Here is a 23108-nt window from a genome sequence, read left to right as displayed (position 1 = left end):
CTTTTCTCTACTGTTCCGGACGGGTTTGGGCATCTTCGGGGGGCGAAGAGGCAACTGTCCGGAAATTGGGTTCGTTAACGCATCTAACCGTGATCCGGACGATGGGCAACCGCGCGCCCGGCTCCGGTTTTGCGAAATCGCTTTTGCTGGCCTATGCAAGAGCGCGTTTTCTTCACGCCCATGTCTTTCACGACCAGCAGGATCGTCCTCATGACCCGCCCGACCCGTGCCCGGCTTGCCAGCACTTTTCTCGCCCTTGGTCTGACCGTGTCGACCGTCGCTCCGGCCCTTGCTGCCCCCAGTACGGCGTCTGCCGCTGCGGGATCGTCTTTCAGCCCGGCCCAGCGCGCCGAGATCGTGACGATCCTGCGCGACGCCCTGAAGAATGACCCGAGCATTCTGAGCGATGCCATCGTGGCCCTGCGTCAGGGTGCCCAGCAGAAGGCAGCAGATGACGCCCTCACCCATGTGCGCTCCGATCGTGAGCGTCTGCAAAAGGGGCCCGACTACACAGTGCGCGGCAACCCGCAGGGCGATCTGACCATCGTGGAGTTTCTCGACCCGCGCTGCGGCTATTGCCGCAGCATGGTGCCCGTCGTCGACGCCCTTCTGAAATCGGACAGCAAGCTGCGTCTGGTCGAAAAGCTGGTGCCGGTGCTGAGTGAGAAAAGCGTGCTGGACACGCAGGCCATTTTTGCGGCCGCGCTGCAGGGCGGCTACGAAAAGATGAAACGCGCCCTGATGCAGGACACGACGCCCCCTACTCTGGATCGTATCCGTCAGCTCGCCACAGCCAATGGGCTGAATGCGGACAAGCTTGTGACTGACATGCACGCCTCGAGCGTTGCCGCGCAGATCAACGAGAATCTGGCTGAAGCAAGGCTGATCGGCCTCGATGGCACGCCGACCTTCGTTTTCGGTACGAGTGCAATCATTCCCGGTGCCATCTCGGCTGAGGAAATGCGCGAGCAGATCAGAACCGCACGCAAGGACGCGCACTGACAACCCTTACCCTTCCACCCTGCAAGGCCCCCAAAGGAGGCGACCTTGCAGGATAAGGAAGATCAGCCGGGTATCTTGCTCGCCTTGATCTTGGCTTCGAGCCGACCGAGATTTTCGAGAATCTCGGGCGATGGCGGCGGTGGCTCCGGGCTCAGGCTCTCAAGTCTTGCAATCAGAGCCTCCATCACGACCAGGCGTGAGTACCATTTCTTGTTTGACGGCACGACCAGCCAAGGCGCGTGTTCGGTCGCCGTCGCCCGGATCGCTTCTTCATAGGCTGTCTGGTAAGCGGGCCAGAACTGGCGTTCCGCCAGATCGCTCTCATCGAACTTCCACCGCTTGTCCGGCCGATGAAGACGACGCAGCAGACGCTCCTGCTGACATTCGGGCGACATGTGCAGCATGACCTTGAGAACATGGATGCCCTGCCGGCCCAGATAGGCCTCGAAATCGCGGATATCCTGCAGGCGGTGGTCCCAGAACTCCCGCTTTGTCGGATCGCCCTTCATGCCTCTCGCATCGAGCGTGTCTGCATGAACTCGGGCAACGAGCACATCCTCGTAATGGCTGCGGTTGAACACTCCCACCTGACCACGGCTCGGTATGGCCATGTGAACGCGCCATAGATAGTCATGAGAAAGCTCGATATCGCTCGGCTTCTTGAATGACACGACCTTGGTCCCCTGTGGGTTCATCCCGGTCATGACATTGAGAATGAGGCTGTCCTTGCCCGCACCATCCATGCCCTGAAGAACCAGAAGCATGGAATGGCGATGCTCTGCCGCAAGCCTTTCCTGCAACGCCCCGAGGTGAGCACGCCGCTTGTCCAGCCACGCCTCGACATGGCCCTTGTGCAAACCGCCATGATCCTGCGGACGGACGGATTTCAGCTCGAAATCGCGCCCGTCGCTGACGAGATACTTGCCAGGAAGCTTGCGGGCCAGGCCCAGGGTCAGTTCAGTCACTGCTTCGATCCACTGCGAGGCCACCGGCAGCCTGACAGACAGGCATCATCTCGATGGCGTTGATGTTGACATGGGGCGGAAGGCTGAGCAGCCATGAAACGGTTGCCGCGATATCCTCAGGCGTCAGCGGGTCAGTCCCTTTATAGACATCCGCAGCCTTCTGATTGTCGCGCAGCCGCACGTTGCTGAATTCGCTGCCGCCGCACAGTCCCGGTTCGATCGTGCTTGCACGGATTTTCGTTCCCAGCAGGTCAGTGCGCAGATTACGCATGAACTGACCGACAAACGCCTTGGTGGCTCCGTAAACATTGCCCCCGACATAGGGGTAAGTCCCTGCGATACTGCCAAGTGTGATGATGTAACCGTGATTGCGTTCGACCATTTGTGGAAGAAACGCACGAGTGACATCCACGACACCCGTCACATTCGTGTCAATCATGGTTTTCCAATCCTTGAGATCGGATTCCTGCGCCTTGCCCACACCGAGGGCAAGACCGGCATTATTGATCACCACATCGACCTGACGCCATGCGGGCGGCAGGCTTGCGGGCAGGGCCTGAACCTTTTCGGCATCGGTCACATCGAGCACCTGCGGCAGAAACGCCTCGCCCAGCTCTTTCTTCATGGCCTCAAGCCGTTCCGCCCGTCGGCCGGTCCCGATCACACGATGGCCTTCCTTGACCAGACGCTTTGCAATAGCCTGACCAAACCCGGCTGTTGCGCCGGTTACCAGAATAATCGCCATCGTTTTCTCCATTTCAGGTTCAGGACACACAGGGCCCCACGCTATAGCAGACGGGGCAGCCGCTCCATGGTTGCCACACTCTGTATCGTTGCCACGGCGCGCCACCCTTGCAAAACCCCCTGCAATGGCCGACATTTTCCCTCATGGCTTCAGATTTTCAAACGCCCGACGAGACCACATCCGAAACCCTGGCAGGCCGTCTGCTCATTTCGAGCCCCATGCTTGGAGAGTCGGAATTTGCGCGCAGCGTGGTCTATGTCTGCGCCCATTCGCGCCGGGATGGTGCCATGGGGCTGATCATCAACAAGCGCGCATCGCACCCCACGCTCGAAACCCTGTTCGAGCAGCTCGACATTACCCCCTCACCGCCCAAGCGCAGGATCAATCTGTGCATGGGCGGCCCCATGGAACCGACCCGTGGCTTCGTGCTTCACTCTGCCGACTGGCGACGTGAGGACAGCCTCGTGATCAATAACGAGAACTGCCTGACCGCCAGCCTTGATATCCTGCATCAGATCGCCGCTGGCGAAGGCCCACGCCACGCCCTGCTGGCGTTGGGCCATGCCTCATGGGAGCCCGGTCAGCTGGAAGATGAAATCATCCAGCAGAATGCATGGCTGAGCGCCCCAGCCATGGATGATCTTATTTTCGGCAGCGATCAGATGGTGAAATGGCGCAAGGCACTTGCCACCATCAATATCGATCCCCTCTCCCTCTCCAATCTCGTCGGCCACGCCTGAGGGCCGCCTAGCCCGGACATGCACCAGGCTCGAGGGGCCGCGCATCGAGGATACGTTCCGCCGCCTCGTTGCTGAGAGGGTGGTGATAGAACTGGCGGTAGAAATCCCGGATCTGTGCCAGCATCGCAGCGCGATCCATCGTCCCTTTCCCGATCAGCTGACGCGCCCACAGGCGTTGCAACAGTAGTTCGGGGCTGTAGCGATCCCAGTTGAACACCCCTGACGGATTGCGGAACACATGGTGCTGCGCCACGGCAGCCAGCTGTGCCCAGAGCGGCGATGACGCGATTTCTGCCTCGCTGCCCGCGTCTGCTCCCAGAATGATGATGTCGGGCTGCCAGCCCAGGATCTGCTCCAGCGAAACCGGGCGCTTGTTGCCATGCACACCGATCGCGGCATTGCGGCCACCGGCATCACGTATCCACTCATCCACGATACTCGTATCACCATCCACGGTCAGGGGATCGAGCGACGCGATATGCAGCACACGCGGCGCCGGCACTGATTTCCTCTCCGCCGGCGACCTGTCGAGCGCGGCAAAAGCCGTGCGATAGCGGGCGGCCTGGGCCTTCGCCTCATCCGTCCCCAGAAGGGCAGCGGTCTGATCGATTGTCGCCAGCATTCCCGCGAAATCGGTAAAGCCGACAGGCGCGGCTTTCAGCCCCACAGATTGCAAGGCACTTGCCACACCGGAATCACGGGTGACAAAAACCAGATCGGGACGAAGGGCGAGAACAGCCTCGGCATTGAGCACCATGCTGCCAAAAACATGGGCCTGATGCAGGGATGGGACGACGCAATACATCCAGGCAAAGCGCGAAGGCGAGACGACCGTACCGACAATCCTGTCTGCTGCGCCCAGCATGATCAGCGTGGCATTATGGGCGTACCATCCATCCACAATGCGCGCAGGAGGCGGCGTTGCTGGCAGGGCTGAAGCCTCCTGAAGCGTGGCCACCGCCAGAAACCCGCTCAGCACAGCGCTCCAGCCGAAACTTCTCATTCCGCCTTCTCCCTTTGCGCAAAGAAGCGCTCAGCGCCATGATCGTAATGTTGAAGGGCAATTTCATAAAACGCGCTCAGACGCCCCGCCTCAAGAACATCACACGGTCGTCCCTGTGTCACCACGCGCCCGGCCTCAAGCAGGACGACATGGCTCGCGTGACGGTAGATCATCTCAGGCTGATGCGCTGTCATGATGACCAGACGGTCCTGCTGCGTCAGGGTGGAAAGCAGCCCCATCAATCGATGCTGATAGCCGTAATCGAGTCCGGCCAATGGTTCATCCAGCACGATAACCGGTGTCTCCTGCGCCAGCGCCCTTGCCAGAAGAACGCGCTGATACTCGCCCCCCGATAGTGCGGTGCAGGGCCGCCGCGCCAGATCCTGCAAACCGAGCTGCGCAATAGCGCGCTCGATACTGTCGCGGTCCGCCGTCGACAGGCGCGTTGTCAGCCCGCCATGCGGCAGCCTGCCCATCTGCACCACCTGCATCACATCATAGGGCGGCAGGTGCTCCCTGTTTTGCGGCACGTAGCTCAGTAATCGGGCCCGATCCATGCGCGAAAGATCGGTCAGGGGCACATCATTGACCCGAACCCATCCCCGGTCGGGCACGATAAGACCGAGCATCAGCCGCAGCAGCGTCGTCTTGCCAGCGCCATTCGCCCCCATCAGGCTGACCAGTTGCCCGCCCGAGAAATTCAGCGTCACGTCATCAAGTATGGGACGCCCTCGCCGGGTAAAGCCGAGAGCCTGTGTCGCAAGGGATGTCACTTATAACTGCCCTTCGCGACGCAGATGCCTCAGCACCACGATGAAGCCTAACGCCCCGAAAAGCTCGGTCATCATGCCAAGGGGAATCTCGGACGCTGTCAGGCTTCGCGCTGCGGTATCGGCCAGCATCAGCCCCGCCGCCCCCATCAGCGCCGCGAAAGGCAACATGAGGCGATGTCCCGGCCCGATAATGAGCCTGGCCATATGGGGCACGATCAGCCCGACCCAACCGATAATCCCGGCCATGGAAACCGTCAGAGCGCCGAGCGACGTGGCGAGGGCCAGCACGACGAGCCTCATGACCCCAACCGGCAGGCCAAGGCTCCGGGCTTCGTCATCGCTCAGAACCAGCGCATCCAGCGCCCGCGAACCCAGCCACAGCAGCGCCATGCCCAGCACACACAAGGGTGCCACCCAGGCAAGCTGCGCCCATTGCGTCCGGGCCAGGCTCCCGAGCAGCCAGTAGATGATGGCTGGCAACTGATCGAATGGATCAGCCATATATTTAAGTAACGAGAGAAAAGAGGTGAACAGGGCAGCGCTGATCAACCCGCCCAGCAGCAGCGGTAAGATACCCTCGCGCCCCACCAACCGCGCGATGCCAAAGCCGCAGGCCACGGCGCAACACCCTCCGGCGAAGGCCGCAAACCCCACTACCGCACTACTGCCATGCAGCAGGATGGCCAGCGCCGCCCCGAAAGCCGCGCCACTCAGTACCCCCAGCAGATCGGGCGAGACGAGCGGATTACGGAAAACCGCCTGAAACGCGCTTCCTGACACTGAAAGCGCCGCCCCGACCACCATGGCCCCGATCAGCCTTGGCAGGCGCGCATAGAGCAGCACGGCCCGTGTTTCAGCGGCACCATACCCGGCCATCATGGCCCCGACTGCGTGAAGTGAAAGCGGATAGCGCCCGATGACGATTCCGATGGCAAAAGCGCCGATCAGGATGAGAGTGAGCATCAGAAAGCACAAACGATTGCGCAATGCCCCTTCCCCCTTTTGCCATGATGGACCCGATTACCCCGATACCGGGTCAGGGCTCGTCTGGCGAGAGGTTCATGGCTTGTGCAGACAATCGCGCAGCATAGCCAACGAAATAACGCGAGGTCTCTGATGTGAGAGAGATGATATCGGAAATAATCGGTGGGCGAATGGTCTGCCTTTTCAGCAATACCAGACCGCCAGAATGACCAGAATTATGGAAATTCTGGTCGGAGTGAGAGGATTCGAACCTCCGGCCCCTGCGTCCCGAACACAGTGCTCTACCAGGCTGAGCTACACTCCGAACCGATGGATGGGGCTATACTGCCAGATGGGCGGCTCTGCAAGGGGGGCAGACGATCAAAGTCGACCTGTCTCGATGTTTTCCTCGCTCTTTCTGGTTTTACCCAGAATTTCGAGAGCATGCGCCACGTCGGGCACAACCTGATAGAGCCTGCGCGCCGAGGCATCTGCCAGGCCCTGCTCGATTGCTGCCTCCAAAGCCGCAATCACGTGCACAGCCCAGTTCGCGACGTTGACGATCAGGATAGGCTTGTCATGCAGCGAGAGCTGGCGCCATGTCATGATTTCCATGAGTTCGTCAAAGGTGCCGAGCCCGCCGGGCAGCACCAGAAACGCATCAGCCTGCGCGAACATCAACCGTTTGCGCTCATGCATCGACTCGGTAACGATCAGATCCGTCACCTGATCGTTCATGACCTCGCGGCCGTGAAGAAACTCGGGGATGATCCCGGTTACCTTGCCACCAGCCTGCAACGCGGCTGCGGCCACCACACCCATAAGCCCCACTGCCCCGCCACCATAGACCAGATGGATGCCACGCTCTGCCAGGCCGGCTCCCATTGCGCGGGCGGCTTCACCAAAAGCCGGAACAGAACCATGGCGCGAGCCGCAAAAGACAGCGGCGGCAGCGATTGTCATTTCTGGATTTTCCTTCGACCTGTGACGTCAGGGCCTCGCAGCACGCTGCAATCTCAGCACCTGCACGATGCCGAGGAATGTAATGCAAGCTGTGAAGATGAACAGGGCCATATAACCCGCAGAATGGATGACGAGCCCCAACAGCGGGCCGGACACGCCAATGGCGAGATCGAGAAATACCGAAAAGGCCCCAAGCGCGGCCCCGCGATTCTCCGCCCCGGCGCGGTCGACAGCCAGAACGCCCAGCGCCGGAAACACCAATGAGAAACCCGCTCCGGTTACCGCTGCGCCCAGAGTGGCCGCTTCAGCAGAGGGGAGAAAGGCCAGAATCAGCAATCCGAGTGTTTCGACACCAAGCGAGATAAGCGCGACATTTGTCCCGCCGATACGTCCGATCTGGCGCGCGAAAACGAAGCGCACGATGACAAAGACCATACCGAATACAGCCAGGGCCTGCGCTGCATCCGGCCAGTGCTCCGCCGCAAAATAGAGTGCAAGGCATGACGAGATGGCCCCGAATCCGACGGATCCCGCCGCCAGCGCGCAGCCATGAGGCAGCACGAGACGGAACACCTTAGCGAAAGACATGGCGGGGGCGTCATGGCGTATGGGGGCAACCGCGGGATAGGTGCTGGCCAGTGCCGTGCCGATGGCGGGGAGCAGGGTCGAGAGCACACCCAGACTCACTAGCCCGCCCCAGCCGCCACCGAGATGCGAAAGCTGCTCGCCAATTGTAGCACCCAGGGCGATACCGCCATAGGAGGTTATTCCATTCCACGAGATGACCTGAGCCGTATTGGCTGCCCCTGCGCGGCGTATGTTCCAGACGATTGCGGCTGTCGAGGCCCAGCTTTCCGCCCAGCCAAGGGCCAGACGACTGGCAAAAAGGCTGATCAGGGAGAGTGGGATGACCGATTTGCCAAGCCCTGCCACCAGAAGCAGCAGGCCGGAAAAGACGCCAAGCGCCAGACCCAGCACCGCAACCGGCTTTGGCCCCTGGGTATCGATACGTTTTCCCGCCGATGCGCGCGACGCAAAGGTGGCAAAATACTGCAGTGACACGGCAAACCCGGCGATGACCGTGTTGCAGTGCAGGACATTATGCACGAAGAGCGGAATGACTGCCATCGGCAGGCCGATGACGACATAGATAATGAGGTTCAGTGAGACGACCGGCAGGATGATGCCAAGTGGCGATCGTGTCGCCTTTGCCTGCCCGGCACCCATCACAATTTCCCCAATCCGATTTTCTGGTCGCTAGAGGCTCAGCTTTGCCAGCCCCTGAGCCTGCTGTCACCCCGCCTGGTCAAGTTTACGTCAGGTTAAAGCGTTCAGCCTGCGCCAAGAGCGCAGATCAGTACGGAAACGACGGCACCCAGCCAGAGCGATGAGGTGGAAAAAACTGAAATCATGATGGCAGATCCTTCCACTAGAGAGCATTGGACTCAGTGAACGCTGCATCATGCAAAAAGTCAGCAGGGTGATTCACCAAAAAGTGTCAATTGTGCGGTTTTTTCTCCTTCCGTGCCCTCGGCCTCATCCTGACCGAGCCCGGTCAGCGTGACGCCCATCAACCTGATGGCACGCTGAAGGGGAAAAAACCCTTCCAGCAATGCCACAGCCTGCTCGCGCACCGCATCCCGGCTTGCGAATGGAGAAGGATTGGACCGGGTACGTGTCGTGATCTGGAAATCGGTATATTTGAGCTTCAGAACCACAGTGCGTCCGCGCAGTGACTGCGCCTCACAATGCCGCCAGAGCTTGTCGCACAGCCCGTCGAGCACCGTGCAGGCGCTGGCAAAATCCGTCAGATCGGCCTCAAACGTCGTCTCGGTACCAATCGACTTGCGCACCCGGTCCGGCACGACAGGGCGATCGTCAATGCCCCAGGCGATGGATGCATAGAACGCAGCAGCCTTGCCGAAATGACGGGTCAACACGTCACGCGGAATATCACGCAGGTCAGCACCGGTAAAAATACCCAGCCGGTTCATCTTGGCCCGCGTTGCGGGGCCAATGCCGTGAAACTGCTCGACACGCAGCGAGGCCGCAAAATCCGGCCCCATGGCGGGCGTGATGACGAATTGTCCATTGGGTTTGCGATGATCCGACGCCAGCTTCGCCAGAAACCGGTTGTAGGAGATCCCTGCCGAAGCCGTTAGTCCGGTTTCCTCGGCAATTTCTGCCCGGATACGCCGTGCAATATCGGTGGCCGACCCATGCTCGCGATAACTTTGCGTCACATCGAGATAAGCCTCATCGAGTGAGAGAGGCTGTATAAGCGCCGTATAGCGCGCAAATATCTCATGGATCTGACGCGAAACGGCGCGGTAGGTGTCAAAGCGGGGCGGAACAAAGACCAGTTCCGGACATTGTCGCAACGCCGTACGCGATGGCAGGGCCGAGCGGACACCAAACCGGCGGGCCTCGTAGCTGGCCGCCGCAACAACGCCTCGTCCCTCACCCCGCCCTACGGCGACGGGACGACCACGCAGCTCCGGTGCGTCTCGTTGTTCAACCGAAGCATAGAAGGCATCCATATCGATATGGATGATGCGACGCACAGCCCCGTGACCTGTTGGCTCAGACATACTGCCCTTATGCCATCAGGTTCGAGAACAAAACAAGATCATCAAGCGTCAGGCTGGCAGAACCGACGATGGTTCAGCCACAACGCATCAGGGGGCAGTCAGGCCGGATTTCTGCCATGCGGGCGGGCAGGCTTCGCGAATCAGCGCTTCGAGCAGATCGATCGCCATATCGCTATCATTCAGACACGGAATGAGGGTTAGCTCCTCACCTCCCGCCTCAATGAACTCGTCACGCAGCTCGTGGCCGATTTCGTCCAGCGTCTCAATGCAATCGCTGATGAAGCCGGGCATGATGACAGCAATACGGGTTATCCCCTGCTCTGGCAGCGCCGTCACGAAAGGCGCCGTATAGGGCTGCACCCACTCCATCGGCCCAAAACGTGACTGATAGGTGATCGGCATCTGCTCTTCGCTCACATTCAGGGCGTCACGCAGGGCGCAGATCGTTCTGACGCAGTCATCGGGGTAGTAATCCCCCTTGTCCACGCAAAGCTTTGGCAAGCCGTGAAAGGAGGCAACAATACGCTGAGGTTTCCAGCTCAGCCCCGCCAGATGGTCACGCACACTCTTTTCGAGACCGGCGATGTATACAGGATGATCAGGAAAAGCCGGAAGCGTCTGGATGGCGGGCTGCCGGCGTAGCGTCATGAGCGTACGAAACAGCTGATCATTGGCTGTCGCGGTCGTGGTGGCGCTGTATTGCGGATAAAGCGAGAGATAGAGGATGCGGTCACATCCCTGATCCATCAACTCCTCGACAGCCTCACCAATTGAGGGTGTGCCATAACGCATACCCCAGGCCACCGGAACATCGGCACCAAGGCGCTCGGCGAGCTTCTCCGCCTGGGCACGGGTGTAGACGCGCAGTGGGCTGGCGTCTTCTTCGCGGTTCCAGATACGGGCGTAGGCTTCGCCGCTCTTGGAAGGGCGCGTGGTGAGGACAACGCCTTGCAGAATGGGCTGCCAGATGGCTGGCGGTGCCTCGATCACACGGCGATCGGAAAGAAACTCGCCAAGATAGCGACGGACCGAGAAAAAATCGGTGCCTTCAGGCGTGCCAAGATTGGCAATGAGGACACCGGTCTTGCCTTCCGGCGGTGTCGCAGTCGCGGGGATCTTGTTATTGAAGGCCATGTCTCTCTATCGGCTTGCTGACTCAGGAGAGACAAAAACCGCTCAACGTGCCGACGGTTTCCGTTTGACGCGCACCGGAATGGCTTTGGGTGTCGGTGCCATGCGCAGGAGACCAAGCGCAGCGAGGGCAAACAGACCAGCGGCCAGAGTGTCGATAACAGCCATTGTCATCTCCGTTCGGACCCTTGCAGCACAACCCTGCATCCGCCCTTGAAAGGAGTTTGGCACTGCGCCGGGTCTGCGCAATGCCAAAATTACAATAATGACAAATATGTAATATAATAGCCCGTAATCAGGACTTCTGTTTGATCAGATCGAGCGCAATCAGGGCTTCAGCGATCTGTACCGCGTTCAGCGCAGCTCCCTTGCGCAGATTGTCCGAGACACACCACAGCGCAAGACCATTCTCCACCGAATCGTCAATACGCAGGCGCGAAACATAGGTCGCGTCCTCGCCCACGCACTCGATCGGGGTGACGTAGCCGCCATCGTCACGCTCATCGCGCAGAATTACACCATCAGCCTCACGCAGGGCCTCACGGGCACGCGCCAGATCAACGGGCTCCTCACATTCGATATTGATGGCCTCGGAGTGACCGATGAAGACGGGCACACGCACACAGGTTGCCGCAACCTTGATGTCGGGATCGAGAATCTTGCGTGTCTCGACCGCCATCTTCCACTCTTCCTTGGTGGAGCCGTCGGGCATGAAGCTGTCGATATGCGGAATGACGTTGAACGCAATCTGTTTGGTGAACTGGGCGATGGTCGGCGGATCGCCTACAAAGCTGCCCTTGCACTGGGCAAACAGCTCATCCATGCCGTCCTTGCCGGCGCCGGAAACCGCCTGATAGGTGGACACCACAATACGCTTGATGGTGAACAGATCATGCAGCGGCTTGAGCGCAACCACCATCTGCGCCGTGGAGCAGTTGGGATTGGCGATGATATTGCGCTTCATCTTTTTCAGCGCATTCGCATTCACTTCGGGCACCACCAGCGGCACGTCCGGCTCCATGCGGAAATGCGAGGTGTTGTCGATCACGATGCACCCGGCCGCTGCCGCACGCGGCGCATGCACAGCAGAAACCGAAGCGCCGGGTGAGAACAGGGCGATATCCCAGCCGGTGAAGTCGAACGTCTCGAGGTTCTGGATCTTGAGAATTTTCTTGTCGCCAAACGAGACGTCCTGCCCCGTGGAGCGGGCCGAAGCCAGCGCTGCCACTTCGGACACAGGAAAATCTCTCTCGGCAAGAATGCGCAGGAGTTCACGACCTACAGCACCAGTCGCGCCAACGACCGCAACGCGGTATCCCATAATCACATTACCTCAGTCAGAATTCGATCGTCATCACGCCGGGCGTCATGACCGTTTCATCGGGCGAATAACAGGCGCTTGAACAGCGCTGACAGCCGATGACGGCGCAGTTCATAGCGCGCCTTGTTATTTGTGGCCATGTAATTCAGCTGAATCGTGTAGCGCGGGCCGACATACTGCCTGTGACCATGCCAGGTTTTCGGCCCATTCGGGAAAATCAGCAACGTACCGTGGGCGGGCTTCACCTCAACCTCGTAATCCTCGAGATTATCGGGGCCGTTCAGCAGGCGCAGGCAGCCTTCCTGTGCAGACCAGGCAGCACTTTCCGGATTCAGGTAAAGCAGGATCGTAACGAGCTTGGCTTCTGAATCTCGATGGATACGCCCGTCCTTTTCACGGGTGCGGCCACGCAGGGTCAGCATGCTCGGTGCATCTTCGATATCAAGACCGAATTTCCGCGCTACGATCTTCTTGAGCCGCGGACCCTGCAATTCCTTCGTCAGTGCCCTGACTGTCGGGTGCAGCCGAAGACCCTCCGGGGGGAAAGACCCGCCGGACTTCATCTCGGGCATCAGGTTGATGAGTGTCTGGAGGTCCTCTTCGCGTACGAAGTTCGGGACAACCACATGTCTGAACGGTGCCGCGCTGATCGGGGTCCGTTCAAGGGCTTCATACTGAAGAGCGATCTGTGACATGGAGGGCGAGCCTATTCCTGCTCCCCCCGGCGCACAAGAGGCTTGCTAGCCCTTCATGCGGTGATGCAGGTGGCGCACCGCACTGTTGCGTACATACTGTGTATACCCTGCCCCGATACGGTCGGTATCGGAAAAGCAAGAACGCATGGACACAGCCCCTTCAGCGGGCTTTTCGTCGGGGGTGTAGGCGGTTCTGACCAGATGGGGCGCGCGCGTGCAGCGCAAGGGGGCTCGGCTATCGAAATCGAGATGACGCCCCTGCTGCTCGACCGGGCGTTCGGGAGTCGCCCAGGCACAGGACACGCCCTGTGACAGTAGCGAAATCGTGAATACCGCGAGTGCGGGCATGCAGCGCATGACAGACCCCTCCAAACTGCAATATCGGAATACCATGTGATGGGTTAGACCACACGGCGCTCTGGTGCGGAGTCTATAGACGGCAGGCAGGATTGAAAGTTTCGACTCTTTCTGATGCCGTCTGCAGAACGTGCGATTGTGAACTGAAATCGTTCGGAAAAGTTTTATGCTTGTTGCTGATCGGCAAGAGTTTCATGGTTGTTTCCGCCATGAGGGTGCCATTTTAAGTCGATATCCAGTTCCGGACGAGTCAGCCGGGGAGGGCTGCAAGCATGGGTGAGATCGGTTCGTTACCAACGGCGCTGAATGGCGCCAACACCGTCTATCTGGCGGATCTGCATGCGAAGTGGGCTGCCGATCCCCGCAGTGTGGACCCCTCCTTCGCCGATCTGTTCAGGGCACTCGATGCCGAACAGGAAGCAGCCCAGCAAGCCGCGAAGCTGAACCCCGCCGACCGGGCCGCCTGGGGTGAGCAGGCATCGCTGCTCGACGCACGCAGCCCTGCGGGACCGGCGTCGAGGACAGCTGGCGAATTTTCGGCCACCGATCTGCTCTCAAGCGTGGATGACAGCGTTCGCGCCATTCAGCTTGTCCGCGCCTATCGTGTTCGTGGCCATCTTGAGGCGCGTCTCGACCCGCTGGGCCTGCAGGTTCCGAAATCCTACACCGAGCTGGACCCCGCGACATACGGCTTTGGTCCCAATGATCGCGACCGCCCAATCTATCTGGGGCAGATGGTCAGTTCGCTTCTGCCCGAGAGGGCCAGCGCCACCATCAACGAGCTTCTTGCCGCGCTGCGCCAGACCTATTGCGGCCCGATCGGTGTCGAATACATGCATATCCAGGACGCGGCCCAGCGTCTGTGGCTTCAGCACCGCCTTGAGGGCGATGATTGGCGACGCATGTTCTCGGCAGCCGAGAAAAAGACCATTCTCAATCAGCTGACCGAGGCCGAAGGCTTTGAAAGCTTCTGCCAGAAACGCTTTACCGGCACGAAGCGCTTTGGCCTTGAAGGCAGCGAGGTCACCATACCGGTGCTTCATGCCATCATCGAACAATCCGTGCAGCAGGGCACACGCAGCGTCTCTGTCGGCATGGCGCATCGCGGCCGTCTGAACGTGATGGCCAATGTCGTGCAAAAGCCCTTCGCCGCCATATTTTCCGAATTCGCCGGGGCCTCGTTCAAGCCGACCGATGTGCAGGGTTCGGGCGATGTGAAATATCATCTGGGCACTGCCGCCACGCTGCATGTCTCGAACGAGAAGGTGCGTGTCACCCTTCTGCCCAACCCGTCGCATCTTGAGGCGGTCGATCCGGTCGTGGTGGGACGGGTACGCGCCATCCAGGATTCAGAAGGCTGTGTCGGGCTCGAAAACCGCTATCGCCATCTCGGCCTGCTGATCCACGGCGATGCCGCCTTTGCCGGTCAGGGCATCGTCTACGAGACGATGGCCATGTCCCAGCTCATCGGCTATCGCACCGGCGGCACGGTTCATGTGGTCACGAATAACCAGATTGGTTTCACGACCATTTCGGCCCACGCCCATTCGGGCTTTTACTGCACCGATATCGCCAAGGCCGTGCATGCGCCAATCCTGCATGTGAATGGTGACGAGCCTGAAGCCGCCGCCTATTGCGCGCGCCTTGCGGCCGATTACCGTCGCGAATTCGCAGCAGATGTGGTGATCGATCTGGTGTGCTATCGCCGTCATGGACATAATGAGGCCGACGAACCGGCCTTCACCCAGCCCACCATGTACAAGGCCATTGCCGCCCGCCCCACGACGCGTGCCCTGTACGCCAAGAAGCTGGCACGTCAGAAGGTGATCGATGCCGAGACGGCCGATGACCAGTTCCAGTATTTCCAGAATCATCTGCAGGAGCAGTTCGAGGCCGCGAAATCCTACCAACCCAGCCGCGGGGATTGGCTGGAATGCAATCAGGACCCATCGCGCCTGTCTGATGAGCCACTGCGTGAGCAGCCGGTGACTGGCATCAGCATTTCGGGTCTGCAACGCGTGGGCGCAGCCCTGACACGCATTCCGGAAGATTTTGCCCTGCACCCGCGCCTACGCCGCGTCATCCAGGCGCGTGGCCAGGCCATCGAGACGGGTGCTGGAATCGACTGGGCGTTGGGCGAAGCCCTCGCCTTCGGTTCGCTGCTGCTCCAGCATCACCCTGTGCGCCTGTCGGGCGAGGATTGCCAGCGCGGGACATTCAGCCAGCGCCACGCCGTTCTGGTCGATCAGATCAACCAGAGCGACTATGTGCCGCTGAACAACATTGCCGATGGTCAGGCCCGCATCGAAGTCTATAACTCGCTGCTGTCCGAGTTCGGTGTGCTTGGCTTCGAATATGGCTACACGCTGGCTGCGCCCAACTCGCTGGTGCTGTGGGAGGCGCAGTTTGGCGATTTCGCCAACGGAGCGCAGGTCATTATCGACCAGTTCATCGCATCGGGCGAGACGAAGTGGCTGCGTACATCGGGCCTTGTGATGCTGCTGCCTCATGGTTATGAGGGCCAAGGGCCGGAGCACTCTTCTGCCCGTCTCGAACGCTATTTGCAGCTTTGCGCCGAGAACAATCTGCGCGTGTGCAATATCACCACCCCGGCAAATTACTTCCACGCCCTGCGTCGTCAGATTGCGCGTGAGTGTCGCAAGCCGCTCATCATCATGACGCCCAAATCGCTGCTGCGTCACAAGGAGGCCGTGTCGGAACTGGCCGATTTCGGACCCGAAACACGCTTCCGCACCATCCTGCCCGAGACCGATACCCTGCTGCCCGATCAGGATATCACCCGCGTGGTACTGTGCTCAGGCAAGGTCTATTATGATCTGCGCGCTGCCCGCCGCGACAGCAATCGCGACAATGTAGCGATCCTGCGCCTTGAGCAGCTCTATCCCTTCCCCCGTGATGTGCTGTCTCAGCAACTTGCCCGTTACCCCAATGCGCAGATCATCTGGTGTCAGGAAGAATCGCAGAATGGCGGTGCCTGGGCCTTTGTCGATCGTCGTATCGAGAACTCGGCCGAACGGTGCAATCACGCTCATCCGCGCCCGATTTTTGTCGGCCGCAAGGCGTCTGCCTCGCCAGCCACCGGTCTTGCAAGCGAGCATCTGGCCGAACAGGCTGCCCTCGTGCAGGAAGCTCTGGGCTAAAGCCGCTTGATCGACAGGTCGCGGCTGAAAACTGTCAGCCGGGACCTGTCGAGGCAATGTCCTGACGGCCGGGATATTTATGAAAAATTTGGCCTTTTGCCCCGGCAGGAGGCCGCAGACGATCCAGCAGAATGTGAACGCAGGCCGTCCCCGCGGCCGTCAAACACTCTCTCCGCATCTCCCTGATCCAGGATACCTTTCGGAAGATGGACCGCCCTATTCTGTCAGGTGATGCGCGAAATAATAGACATCGTTAAAAAAAAGAGGCCGCTTCTGCGGGGAGGCTCGAAGGTTCAGCGCTTCACGATCCAACCCATGCTGGAGGCGTTCAGGGGTTAGCTCGCCCTTGGCTACTTCGTTGAGGATGTCATGGAATATGGCTTCATCCATGCGGAGCGAAAAATCGACCCCGTCATAATCGACATATCCCCAGCGCCGGTCTGATAACAGCTCGGCCTCCAGCAAAACCTTCCCCCAGGAATAGCCCCCGATCCGATCCAGAACATGCTGGAGATCGCGGTAACCTTCCCGCTGACGTTGTGTGCAGAAATCAATCAGCCCATGAGAGCCTGGAGGATTCTTTGCAGTATCCTCATATCTGGCAGCCTCCTGCGTGCACCGATACAGCGCTTTCTTTGCACCGAACGGCTCGAGCTTCAGCGTATTGACCGCAGGTTTTTCATGCAGCAACGCCTGCGCATCACGCATGGCGAGGGGGAAAGAACGCGCGTCCCAATAGGCCTCGATACGCCAGATCAGTACCAGCACACTGCAAGCCAGAGCCCCTGACAAAAGCCAGATGGATGAACGTCTCGTCCTCATGATGCTGGCAGGCGCATTTTCAGGGGCGTCTCACAGAATCAGTCACGCCTCACCACGGACCCACGATCCCTGCGCGTCCAAGGATCGTGCTCGGGTCGCCCTTCGGTAGAAATCAGAGATGCAGAGCCCGGTCGAAAGCCCCCATAGCCGCTTCCTTGAAGGCTTCAGACAGGGTGGGGTGAGCGTGGCAGGCCAGAGCAACGTCCTCGGCACTGGCCTTGAAGGTCATGGCCAACGTGGCCTCGGCAATCAGCTCGCCTGCACAGGCCCCCAGAATATGCACACCGAGAATACGGTCTGTCTTGGCGTCTGTCAGAACCTTCACGCCGCCATCTGTCGCCGCAATGGCACGGGCACGGGCGCTGGCCATGAAGGGGAAACTGCCCGTCTTGTAGGCAATACCCTCCTGCTTGAGCTGTTCCTCGGTCTTGCCCACCATCGCAAATTCCGGCTGGGTATAGATAACCGAAGGGATCGCGTCATAGGGAACATGCCCGACGCGCCCTGCCAGTTGCTCGGCAAGCGCCAGACCTTCTTCCTCGGCCTTGTGGGCCAGCATCGGCCCGGCGATGACATCACCAATGGCATAGATGCTGGGGCAGGACGTGCGGAAATGCCCGTCAACAGGAATACGACCGGCCTCGTCGGTGTCGATCCCGACAGCGCCCAGATCAAGGCCCTGCGTGCAGGGTTTGCGACCGATCGCCACCAGAACCACATCGGCCTCCAGCGTCTCGGTTTCTTCCTTCCCAACCTTTTGCAGCGTCAGGGCGAGGCTTTCACCCTCTGTCGCCACTTTGGTCACGCGGGTGGAAAGGCGGAATTTCAGGCCCAGCTTTTCGAGCGAACGCTGGAACTGACGCCCCAGACCACGGTCGAAACCCGGCGCGATATGGTCGCCATATTCGATGACCGTCACTTCACTGCCAAGGCGCTTCCAGACGCTCCCCAGCTCCAGCCCGATCACACCCGCGCCGATGACGGCCAGACGCTTCGGCACATTGTCGAGGCTGAGTGCGCCGGTCGAGGAAACGACGCGCTTCTCGTCAAAAGTCACACCGGGTAGGGCTGCGGGGGCGCTCCCTGTGGCAATCACGATGGATTGCGCCGTCACTGTCTCGCCGTTGATTGTGAGGCTGTGCGGCCCTGTCAGAACAGCCTCGCCAACGCGAAAGATCACGTTGTTCTTGCGAAAGAGATAACCGATGCCCTTGACCGTATCGCCTACCACGCGCTCCTTGCGGGCCATCATCTGGCCAAGATTGAGCGTTGGCTTGACATTATCGATGCCGAGCGACGCAAATTCGGTCTCGGCCTCGTGCAGGCGTTCCGAACTGTGCAGCAATGCCTTGGAAGGGATGCACCCGACATTGAGGCATGTGCCGCCCGGTGTGTCGCGACGATCGACGCAAAGCACCTTAAGACCACGCTGCGCGGCTTTCAGCGCACAGACATAGCCGCCAGGGCCTGCGCCGATAACGGCCAGATCGAAATCACGGGCTTCGGGCATGGCAGCAGCTTTCTCTTCGGACATCGGGATTTTCAGGGCTCGGGCTTTTCAGACGTGACAGGCTTCAGACATCAAGCAGCAGGCGACGGGGATCCTCGACATATTGCTTCACGCGCACAAGGAAGCTGACCGCCTCGCGCCCATCGACCATCCGATGATCATAGGACAGGGCCACATACATCATCGGACGGATCACCACCTGACCATCCACGGCAACCGGGCGGTCCTGAATGGCGTGCATCCCCAGGATACCCGATTGCGGCGGATTGAGGATCGGGGTGGAGAGCAGCGAGCCAAACACGCCGCCATTGGTGATGGAGAATGTGCCGCGTGACAGCTCGTCGAGCTTGAGCGTGCCGGCGCGAGCGCGCGCACCATAATCGTTGATATGACGCTCCAGCTCAGCAAAGCTCATCTGATCGGCATCATGGAGTACCGGCACGACCAGCCCGCGCTCGCTACCCACAGCGATGCCCAGATTGACGAAGCGACGATAGATGATCTCGTCACCCTCAATCGTGGCGTTGATCGCCGGGAATTCCTGAAGCGCGCGGATACAGGCGCGCGCAAAGATCGACATGAAGCCCAGCTTCACGCCGTGCTTCTTCTCGAAAATCTCGCGATATTCGGCGCGCAGGGCCTTGGCCGCGCTCATATCCACCTCGTTGAAGGTGGTCAGGATGGCTGCCGTGTTCTGCGCATCCTTGAGGCGGCGGGCAATGGTCTGGCGCAGGCGCGTCATGGGCACGCGCTGCTCACGGCTGTCCTGCTCGGTCTTGCCTAGCAGGGACGCAAGGGCGCTGGCCACCGCCGGTGAGGGAGCCGCCGGGTTGTAGGCTGGTTCGGCAGTTGCCGTCTGTGCGGGGGCTGCACCCGGCGCAGTCGCGGGCTTCTGCTCCATGTGCGTCAGCACGTCACCCTTGGTCACACGACCATCCAGCCCGGTGCCATGCGTCACGGATGACGGGTCGATATGTTCCTCCGCCATCAGGCGAGAGGCTGCCGGCATGGGTTCACGCCGGGTGGTACCTGCCGCGCCTTGCGCCGCCACAGCAGGCTGGGCCTGCACGGGCTGGGCTGGAGCAGAATGTACCGGAGCAGACTGTGCCGGCGACGACTGACCTGAAGCCGAGGCGGGCGACGGAGCCGGCTTGTCGGCGGGTTTGGCATCGGCCTTGCCATTGGGGTCCAGCGTACCAAGCACGCTGCCAACAGCCACTTCGGCCCCCGAGGCCATAAGGTCATGGCCGAGCACCCCGGCCTGCGGCGCGGGAACCTCGACACTGATCTTGTCGGTTTCGAGCTCGACAACAGGCTCATCGGCGGCCACGGCCTGGCCGGGTTGTTTCAGCCAGCGGGTTATCGTCGCTGATGTGACACTCTCACCCAGAACCGGCACCCTTATCTCGACCGACATCATCTCTCCCTTAGCCCGCTCGGACTTCTGTCGTGCGTCTGTTCGACCCGCCATGCCATGACGGCCTGAGACTGGCGACCATAAACAGGAACAACCGCCATGCCTACTCCGGCACAGCTGTCACATCGTGCTGAAATGGGGATGAATGGCCGGAAATGTCAGGTTCCACCGCCCAAGGGGTCCGTTCCGCCCCCTGATTTCACCCGATTGTGACGCGACAATCCTGCAAGGCGCGGTCTTTCATCCTGCCTCGAGGGCTTTGCCTGAACCCGTAACGCGCATGCCCTTGCGGTCAGGGTCTGTGCGCCCGAAAAAAATAACCACGAAACCTGTACGCCATCTTTTCGTGTTTCCATTTCTGCCCCGACAGGATGGCGCGTGTCAGAGGCGGCGCTCATCTGCCTTTCATCGACGCTGCCCCTGATTTTGAAACGCCACCCTTAGAAACCCACGACGATTTCCAGTCCCAGACCCGAGGTTCGCTGCATCATGGCATCTGACACGCTCTCCAACGCCACTGGCGGTACTTATCTCGGCATTGATCTTGGTACGTCCGGAATCAAGGCTGTTCTGGTTGATACGAACCAGAAGGTGCTGGCTGCCCATACCGAGAAACTCGATGTCAGCCGGCCGCATCCGGGCTGGAGCGAGCAGGACCCTGAGGACTGGTATGCTGCCACCCTGCGCGCGCTTGATGCGCTTCATGCCAGCCATCCGCATGAACTGGCCGAACTCCGTGGCATAGGCCTGTCGGGGCAACAGCATGGTGCCGTGCTCATGGGTGCACAGGGCGAGGTCTTGCGCCCCTGCCTTCTGTGGAACGACACCCGAGCCGAGTCGGAGTGCTCGTTGTTCGAGCATCGCTTTCCGCTTTGTCGTCAGATTACCGGCAATATCGCCATGCCGGGATTTACCGCCCCCAAGGTCATGTGGGTGGCCCGTCACGAACCTGAGATCTTCGCGAAGGTAACGCATGTCGTCCTTCCCAAGGCGTGGCTCAGGTTTCGTCTCACAGGCGCGCTGATCGACGATATGTCCGATGCTTCCGGCTCTCTCTGGCTCGATACCGGGCGGCGTCTGTGGTCCGACGCAGCCCTTGAGGCCTCCGGGCTGCGTCTTGCCGCCATGCCCGCGCTTTGTGAGGGAACGGCACCTGCCGGTCGGCTCGATGCGTCACTCGCCGCACGCTGGGGCATGAAAGAGGCACCGGTCTTCGCGGGTGGCGCAGGGGATAATGCTGCGGGTGCTGTCGGGCTTGGGGCCATTCACACGGGCGATGCCTTTCTTTCCCTGGGCACATCGGGAGTGATCTGGGTCACGACCGACAGCTTCCATCCGGGCGGCAACCACGCCATTCACTCCTTCTGCCATGCCGTCCCCGATCAATGGCATCAGATGGGTGTCACACTCTCGGCAGCGGCCTCGCTTGCCTGGTGGTCGCGTGTCACCGGCCTTGATGAAAAGACCCTCCTTGCCGAATTGCCCGACGCCCCGCCTGCCCCCTCGCCCGTGTTGTTTGCCCCTTATCTGTCGGGCGAACGCACGCCGCATAATGACGGCACGGTACGCGGCGGATTTGTCGGGCTTACGCAGGACACGACACGCGCCCAGATGACGCAGGCCGTGCTTGAAGGCGTCGCCTTCTCGTTTCGCGATGCGCTCGAGGGACTCGCCGAGTCCGGCACCGTGATCACTGAAGCGGATGTGATTGGCGGAGGGTCGCGCAGCCCGCTCTGGACCGCCATTCTCGCCAGCGTTCTGGGGGTCAGGCTGCACCGTCTGGCTAATGGCGAGCAGGGCGGCGCGTTCGGTGCAGCACGGCTCGCCCGCATTGCCGTTACGGGTGAGGAGGTCGCTAGTGTGTGCCTGCCGCCAGAGCGTGTGGCCACCATCACGCCGGATGAAACGCTGAGTGGCCCCTATCGTGCAGCCTACGCACGGTACAGAGCGCTTTATCCGGCGCTCAAATCCATCCCCTGATCATCCCACGCCGGAACGAGCAGGCGCCGGCGACGGCTTGAAGACGTTTCTCAGGGCTCGGCCGGACAGACCCGGCCAATAAATCGCTGCAACACGGCAAGCCCACCGCTCTCGATCAGGGTGGAATGGCTGCCCTGTTGCGTCGTCCAGATCTGCTTTGGCTCGGGGGCGGCCTCGTATACTGCAAGGCTCTGGGCTGGTGGTACCGTATGGTCCTGTACTGTGCGCATCACCAGCAGCGGCATTTTCAATGCGGGAATACGCCCTAGCGTATCGAAGCGGCTGCGCAGGAGAAGCCGGACAGGCATGTAGGGATAACGCGAAGCCGCCACATCCACGATGCTTGTATAGGGCGCATCCAGAACCAGCCCGACTGCCGGGAAAGCCAGAGCCGTGCGCAGGGCCACATTCGTGCCCAGAGACTCACCATACAGAATGATCTGTCCCGGCCTGATGCCCTGCTGACGCAGGAACGCCATCCCGGCAGCGGCATCCATCATCAGACCCGCTTCTCCCGGTTTGCCGGGATTACCGCCATAGCCGCGATACTCGACAGCCAGAAGCCCGGTGTTTCCTTGAGCCATAAGGGCCAGGCGGCGCGCCCGGCTGGTAATCGTCCCGGCATTGCCGTGCAGATACATGATGACCGGCCCCTGCCCGACCGGCGGCCGGTAATAGGCTGAAAGCGCCAGCCCATCCTGCGTGTGCAGGGCGACGCGACGCGCGCCGTCGATCAGATCATCGGGGCTGGCGAGGGGTGTGGTGTCGGCAGGGAAAACCAGACTGTCCTGACGCAGGTACAGAAACGCCCCCATGACGAGATAGGCAAGAATGACGAGACCGACAAAAAGGGAGAGATATCTGATCAATTCAAGGGTCTCGGAACCAATGCGACGATACAAGCGTAAGCAGGGAGATGTGACCTGCCCATCCCCATATTGTCGAGAGCCGGATCGATGAAATATTTAT

The 23108-nt window shown here is 60.4% G+C and carries 21 protein-coding genes and 1 tRNA gene; 4 read left to right on the top strand and 18 right to left on the bottom strand.

Annotation, left to right across the window (positions count from 1 at the left end; all coding sequences use genetic code 11):
* The first annotated feature begins 210 nt into the window (after positions 1-210).
* Positions 211-1002: a DsbA family protein gene (locus tag ACWNRM_RS08520; protein WP_485170444.1), complete on the top strand. Its 792-nt coding sequence runs from the start codon at positions 211-213 to the stop codon at positions 1000-1002.
* Positions 1003-1064: 62 nt separating this feature from the next.
* Here ACWNRM_RS08520 and ACWNRM_RS08515 read toward each other — a convergent pair whose 3' ends face one another.
* Both ACWNRM_RS08515 and ACWNRM_RS08510 read right to left on the bottom strand, forming a co-directional pair.
* Entirely contained in the window at positions 1065-1967 is a 903-nt protein-coding gene (locus ACWNRM_RS08515) for a PPK2 family polyphosphate kinase (protein ID WP_485170445.1), read from the bottom strand.
* Positions 1960-2712: an SDR family NAD(P)-dependent oxidoreductase gene (locus tag ACWNRM_RS08510; RefSeq protein WP_485170446.1), complete on the bottom strand. Its 753-nt coding sequence runs from the start codon at positions 2710-2712 to the stop codon at positions 1960-1962. The genes ACWNRM_RS08515 and ACWNRM_RS08510 overlap by 8 nt, the downstream gene beginning before the upstream one ends.
* Before the next feature lie 143 nt (positions 2713-2855).
* Between ACWNRM_RS08510 and ACWNRM_RS08505 the strand changes: the two genes are divergently transcribed.
* Positions 2856-3452: a YqgE/AlgH family protein gene (locus ACWNRM_RS08505; protein WP_023979686.1), complete on the top strand. Its 597-nt coding sequence runs from the start codon at positions 2856-2858 to the stop codon at positions 3450-3452.
* A gap of 7 nt (positions 3453-3459) precedes the next feature.
* Here the strand turns inward: ACWNRM_RS08505 and ACWNRM_RS08500 are convergent, their stop codons facing one another.
* The 12 genes from ACWNRM_RS08500 to ACWNRM_RS08445 all read right to left on the bottom strand — a co-directional run bounded on the left by ACWNRM_RS08500 (position 3460) and on the right by ACWNRM_RS08445 (position 13249).
* Positions 3460-4455, bottom strand: a complete 996-nt coding sequence (locus ACWNRM_RS08500) for an ABC transporter substrate-binding protein (protein ID WP_485170447.1) — start codon at positions 4453-4455, stop codon at positions 3460-3462.
* Positions 4452-5228, bottom strand: coding sequence for an ABC transporter ATP-binding protein (locus ACWNRM_RS08495; RefSeq protein ID WP_485170448.1), 777 nt, complete (start codon positions 5226-5228; stop codon positions 4452-4454). The genes ACWNRM_RS08500 and ACWNRM_RS08495 overlap by 4 nt, the downstream gene beginning before the upstream one ends.
* Positions 5229-6191, bottom strand: a complete 963-nt coding sequence (locus ACWNRM_RS08490; RefSeq protein ID WP_485170449.1) for a FecCD family ABC transporter permease — start codon at positions 6189-6191, stop codon at positions 5229-5231.
* Positions 6192-6439: 248 nt separating this feature from the next.
* Positions 6440-6516, bottom strand: a tRNA-Pro gene (locus tag ACWNRM_RS08485).
* A 56-nt stretch (positions 6517-6572) separates the two neighbouring features.
* Positions 6573-7154 (bottom strand): LOG family protein, encoded by a 582-nt coding sequence (locus ACWNRM_RS08480; protein WP_485170450.1) that lies wholly within the window; start codon positions 7152-7154, stop codon positions 6573-6575.
* A gap of 27 nt (positions 7155-7181) precedes the next feature.
* Positions 7182-8381 carry an MFS transporter gene (locus ACWNRM_RS08475; protein ID WP_485170451.1) on the bottom strand — a complete coding sequence of 400 codons (1200 nt, stop codon included), beginning with the start codon at positions 8379-8381 and terminating at the stop codon, positions 7182-7184.
* A 245-nt stretch (positions 8382-8626) separates the two neighbouring features.
* Positions 8627-9745: a DNA polymerase IV gene (gene dinB, locus ACWNRM_RS08470; protein WP_485170452.1), complete on the bottom strand. Its 1119-nt coding sequence runs from the start codon at positions 9743-9745 to the stop codon at positions 8627-8629.
* Between the two features lie 87 nt (positions 9746-9832).
* Positions 9833-10879, bottom strand: coding sequence for a ferrochelatase (hemH, locus tag ACWNRM_RS08465; RefSeq protein WP_485170453.1), 1047 nt, complete (start codon positions 10877-10879; stop codon positions 9833-9835).
* A 42-nt stretch (positions 10880-10921) separates the two neighbouring features.
* On the bottom strand, positions 10922-11044 hold the full coding sequence (locus tag ACWNRM_RS08460; RefSeq protein ID WP_485170454.1) for a hypothetical protein: 123 nt from the start codon (positions 11042-11044) through the stop codon (positions 10922-10924).
* 127 nt (positions 11045-11171) lie between these two features.
* Entirely contained in the window at positions 11172-12197 is a 1026-nt protein-coding gene (locus tag ACWNRM_RS08455) for an aspartate-semialdehyde dehydrogenase (RefSeq protein ID WP_485170455.1), read from the bottom strand.
* A 56-nt stretch (positions 12198-12253) separates the two neighbouring features.
* Positions 12254-12892 (bottom strand): 2OG-Fe(II) oxygenase family protein, encoded by a 639-nt coding sequence (locus ACWNRM_RS08450; RefSeq protein WP_485170456.1) that lies wholly within the window; start codon positions 12890-12892, stop codon positions 12254-12256.
* Between the two features lie 45 nt (positions 12893-12937).
* Positions 12938-13249 carry a hypothetical protein gene (locus ACWNRM_RS08445; RefSeq protein WP_122038562.1) on the bottom strand — a complete coding sequence of 104 codons (312 nt, stop codon included), beginning with the start codon at positions 13247-13249 and terminating at the stop codon, positions 12938-12940.
* Between the two features lie 272 nt (positions 13250-13521).
* On the opposite strand from ACWNRM_RS08445, the gene ACWNRM_RS08440 reads away from it, so the two are divergent.
* Positions 13522-16410: a 2-oxoglutarate dehydrogenase E1 component gene (locus ACWNRM_RS08440; protein ID WP_485170457.1), complete on the top strand. Its 2889-nt coding sequence runs from the start codon at positions 13522-13524 to the stop codon at positions 16408-16410.
* A 216-nt stretch (positions 16411-16626) separates the two neighbouring features.
* On the opposite strand, the gene ACWNRM_RS08435 is transcribed toward ACWNRM_RS08440, so the two are convergent.
* From ACWNRM_RS08435 to odhB, 3 genes are all read right to left on the bottom strand, one after another.
* Entirely contained in the window at positions 16627-17118 is a 492-nt protein-coding gene (locus tag ACWNRM_RS08435) for a hypothetical protein (RefSeq protein ID WP_485170458.1), read from the bottom strand.
* A 226-nt stretch (positions 17119-17344) separates the two neighbouring features.
* Positions 17345-18766: a dihydrolipoyl dehydrogenase gene (gene lpdA, locus ACWNRM_RS08430; protein WP_485170459.1), complete on the bottom strand. Its 1422-nt coding sequence runs from the start codon at positions 18764-18766 to the stop codon at positions 17345-17347.
* A 40-nt stretch (positions 18767-18806) separates the two neighbouring features.
* A complete protein-coding gene (gene odhB / locus ACWNRM_RS08425) occupies positions 18807-20159 on the bottom strand; it encodes a 2-oxoglutarate dehydrogenase complex dihydrolipoyllysine-residue succinyltransferase (RefSeq protein WP_485170479.1) in 1353 nt (450 codons plus the stop codon).
* 489 nt (positions 20160-20648) lie between these two features.
* On the opposite strand from odhB, the gene xylB reads away from it, so the two are divergent.
* A complete protein-coding gene (gene xylB, locus ACWNRM_RS08420) occupies positions 20649-22139 on the top strand; it encodes a xylulokinase (protein ID WP_485170460.1) in 1491 nt (496 codons plus the stop codon).
* A gap of 50 nt (positions 22140-22189) precedes the next feature.
* Here xylB and ACWNRM_RS08415 read toward each other — a convergent pair whose 3' ends face one another.
* Positions 22190-23008 carry an alpha/beta hydrolase gene (locus tag ACWNRM_RS08415; RefSeq protein WP_485170461.1) on the bottom strand — a complete coding sequence of 273 codons (819 nt, stop codon included), beginning with the start codon at positions 23006-23008 and terminating at the stop codon, positions 22190-22192.
* Between the last annotated feature and the right edge of the window lie 100 nt (positions 23009-23108).

The sequence above is a fragment of the Asaia sp. A2 genome, from assembly GCF_057319415.1.
Note: the sequence above shows the minus strand (reverse complement) of the source record. Positions and strands in the feature narration are given on the sequence as shown.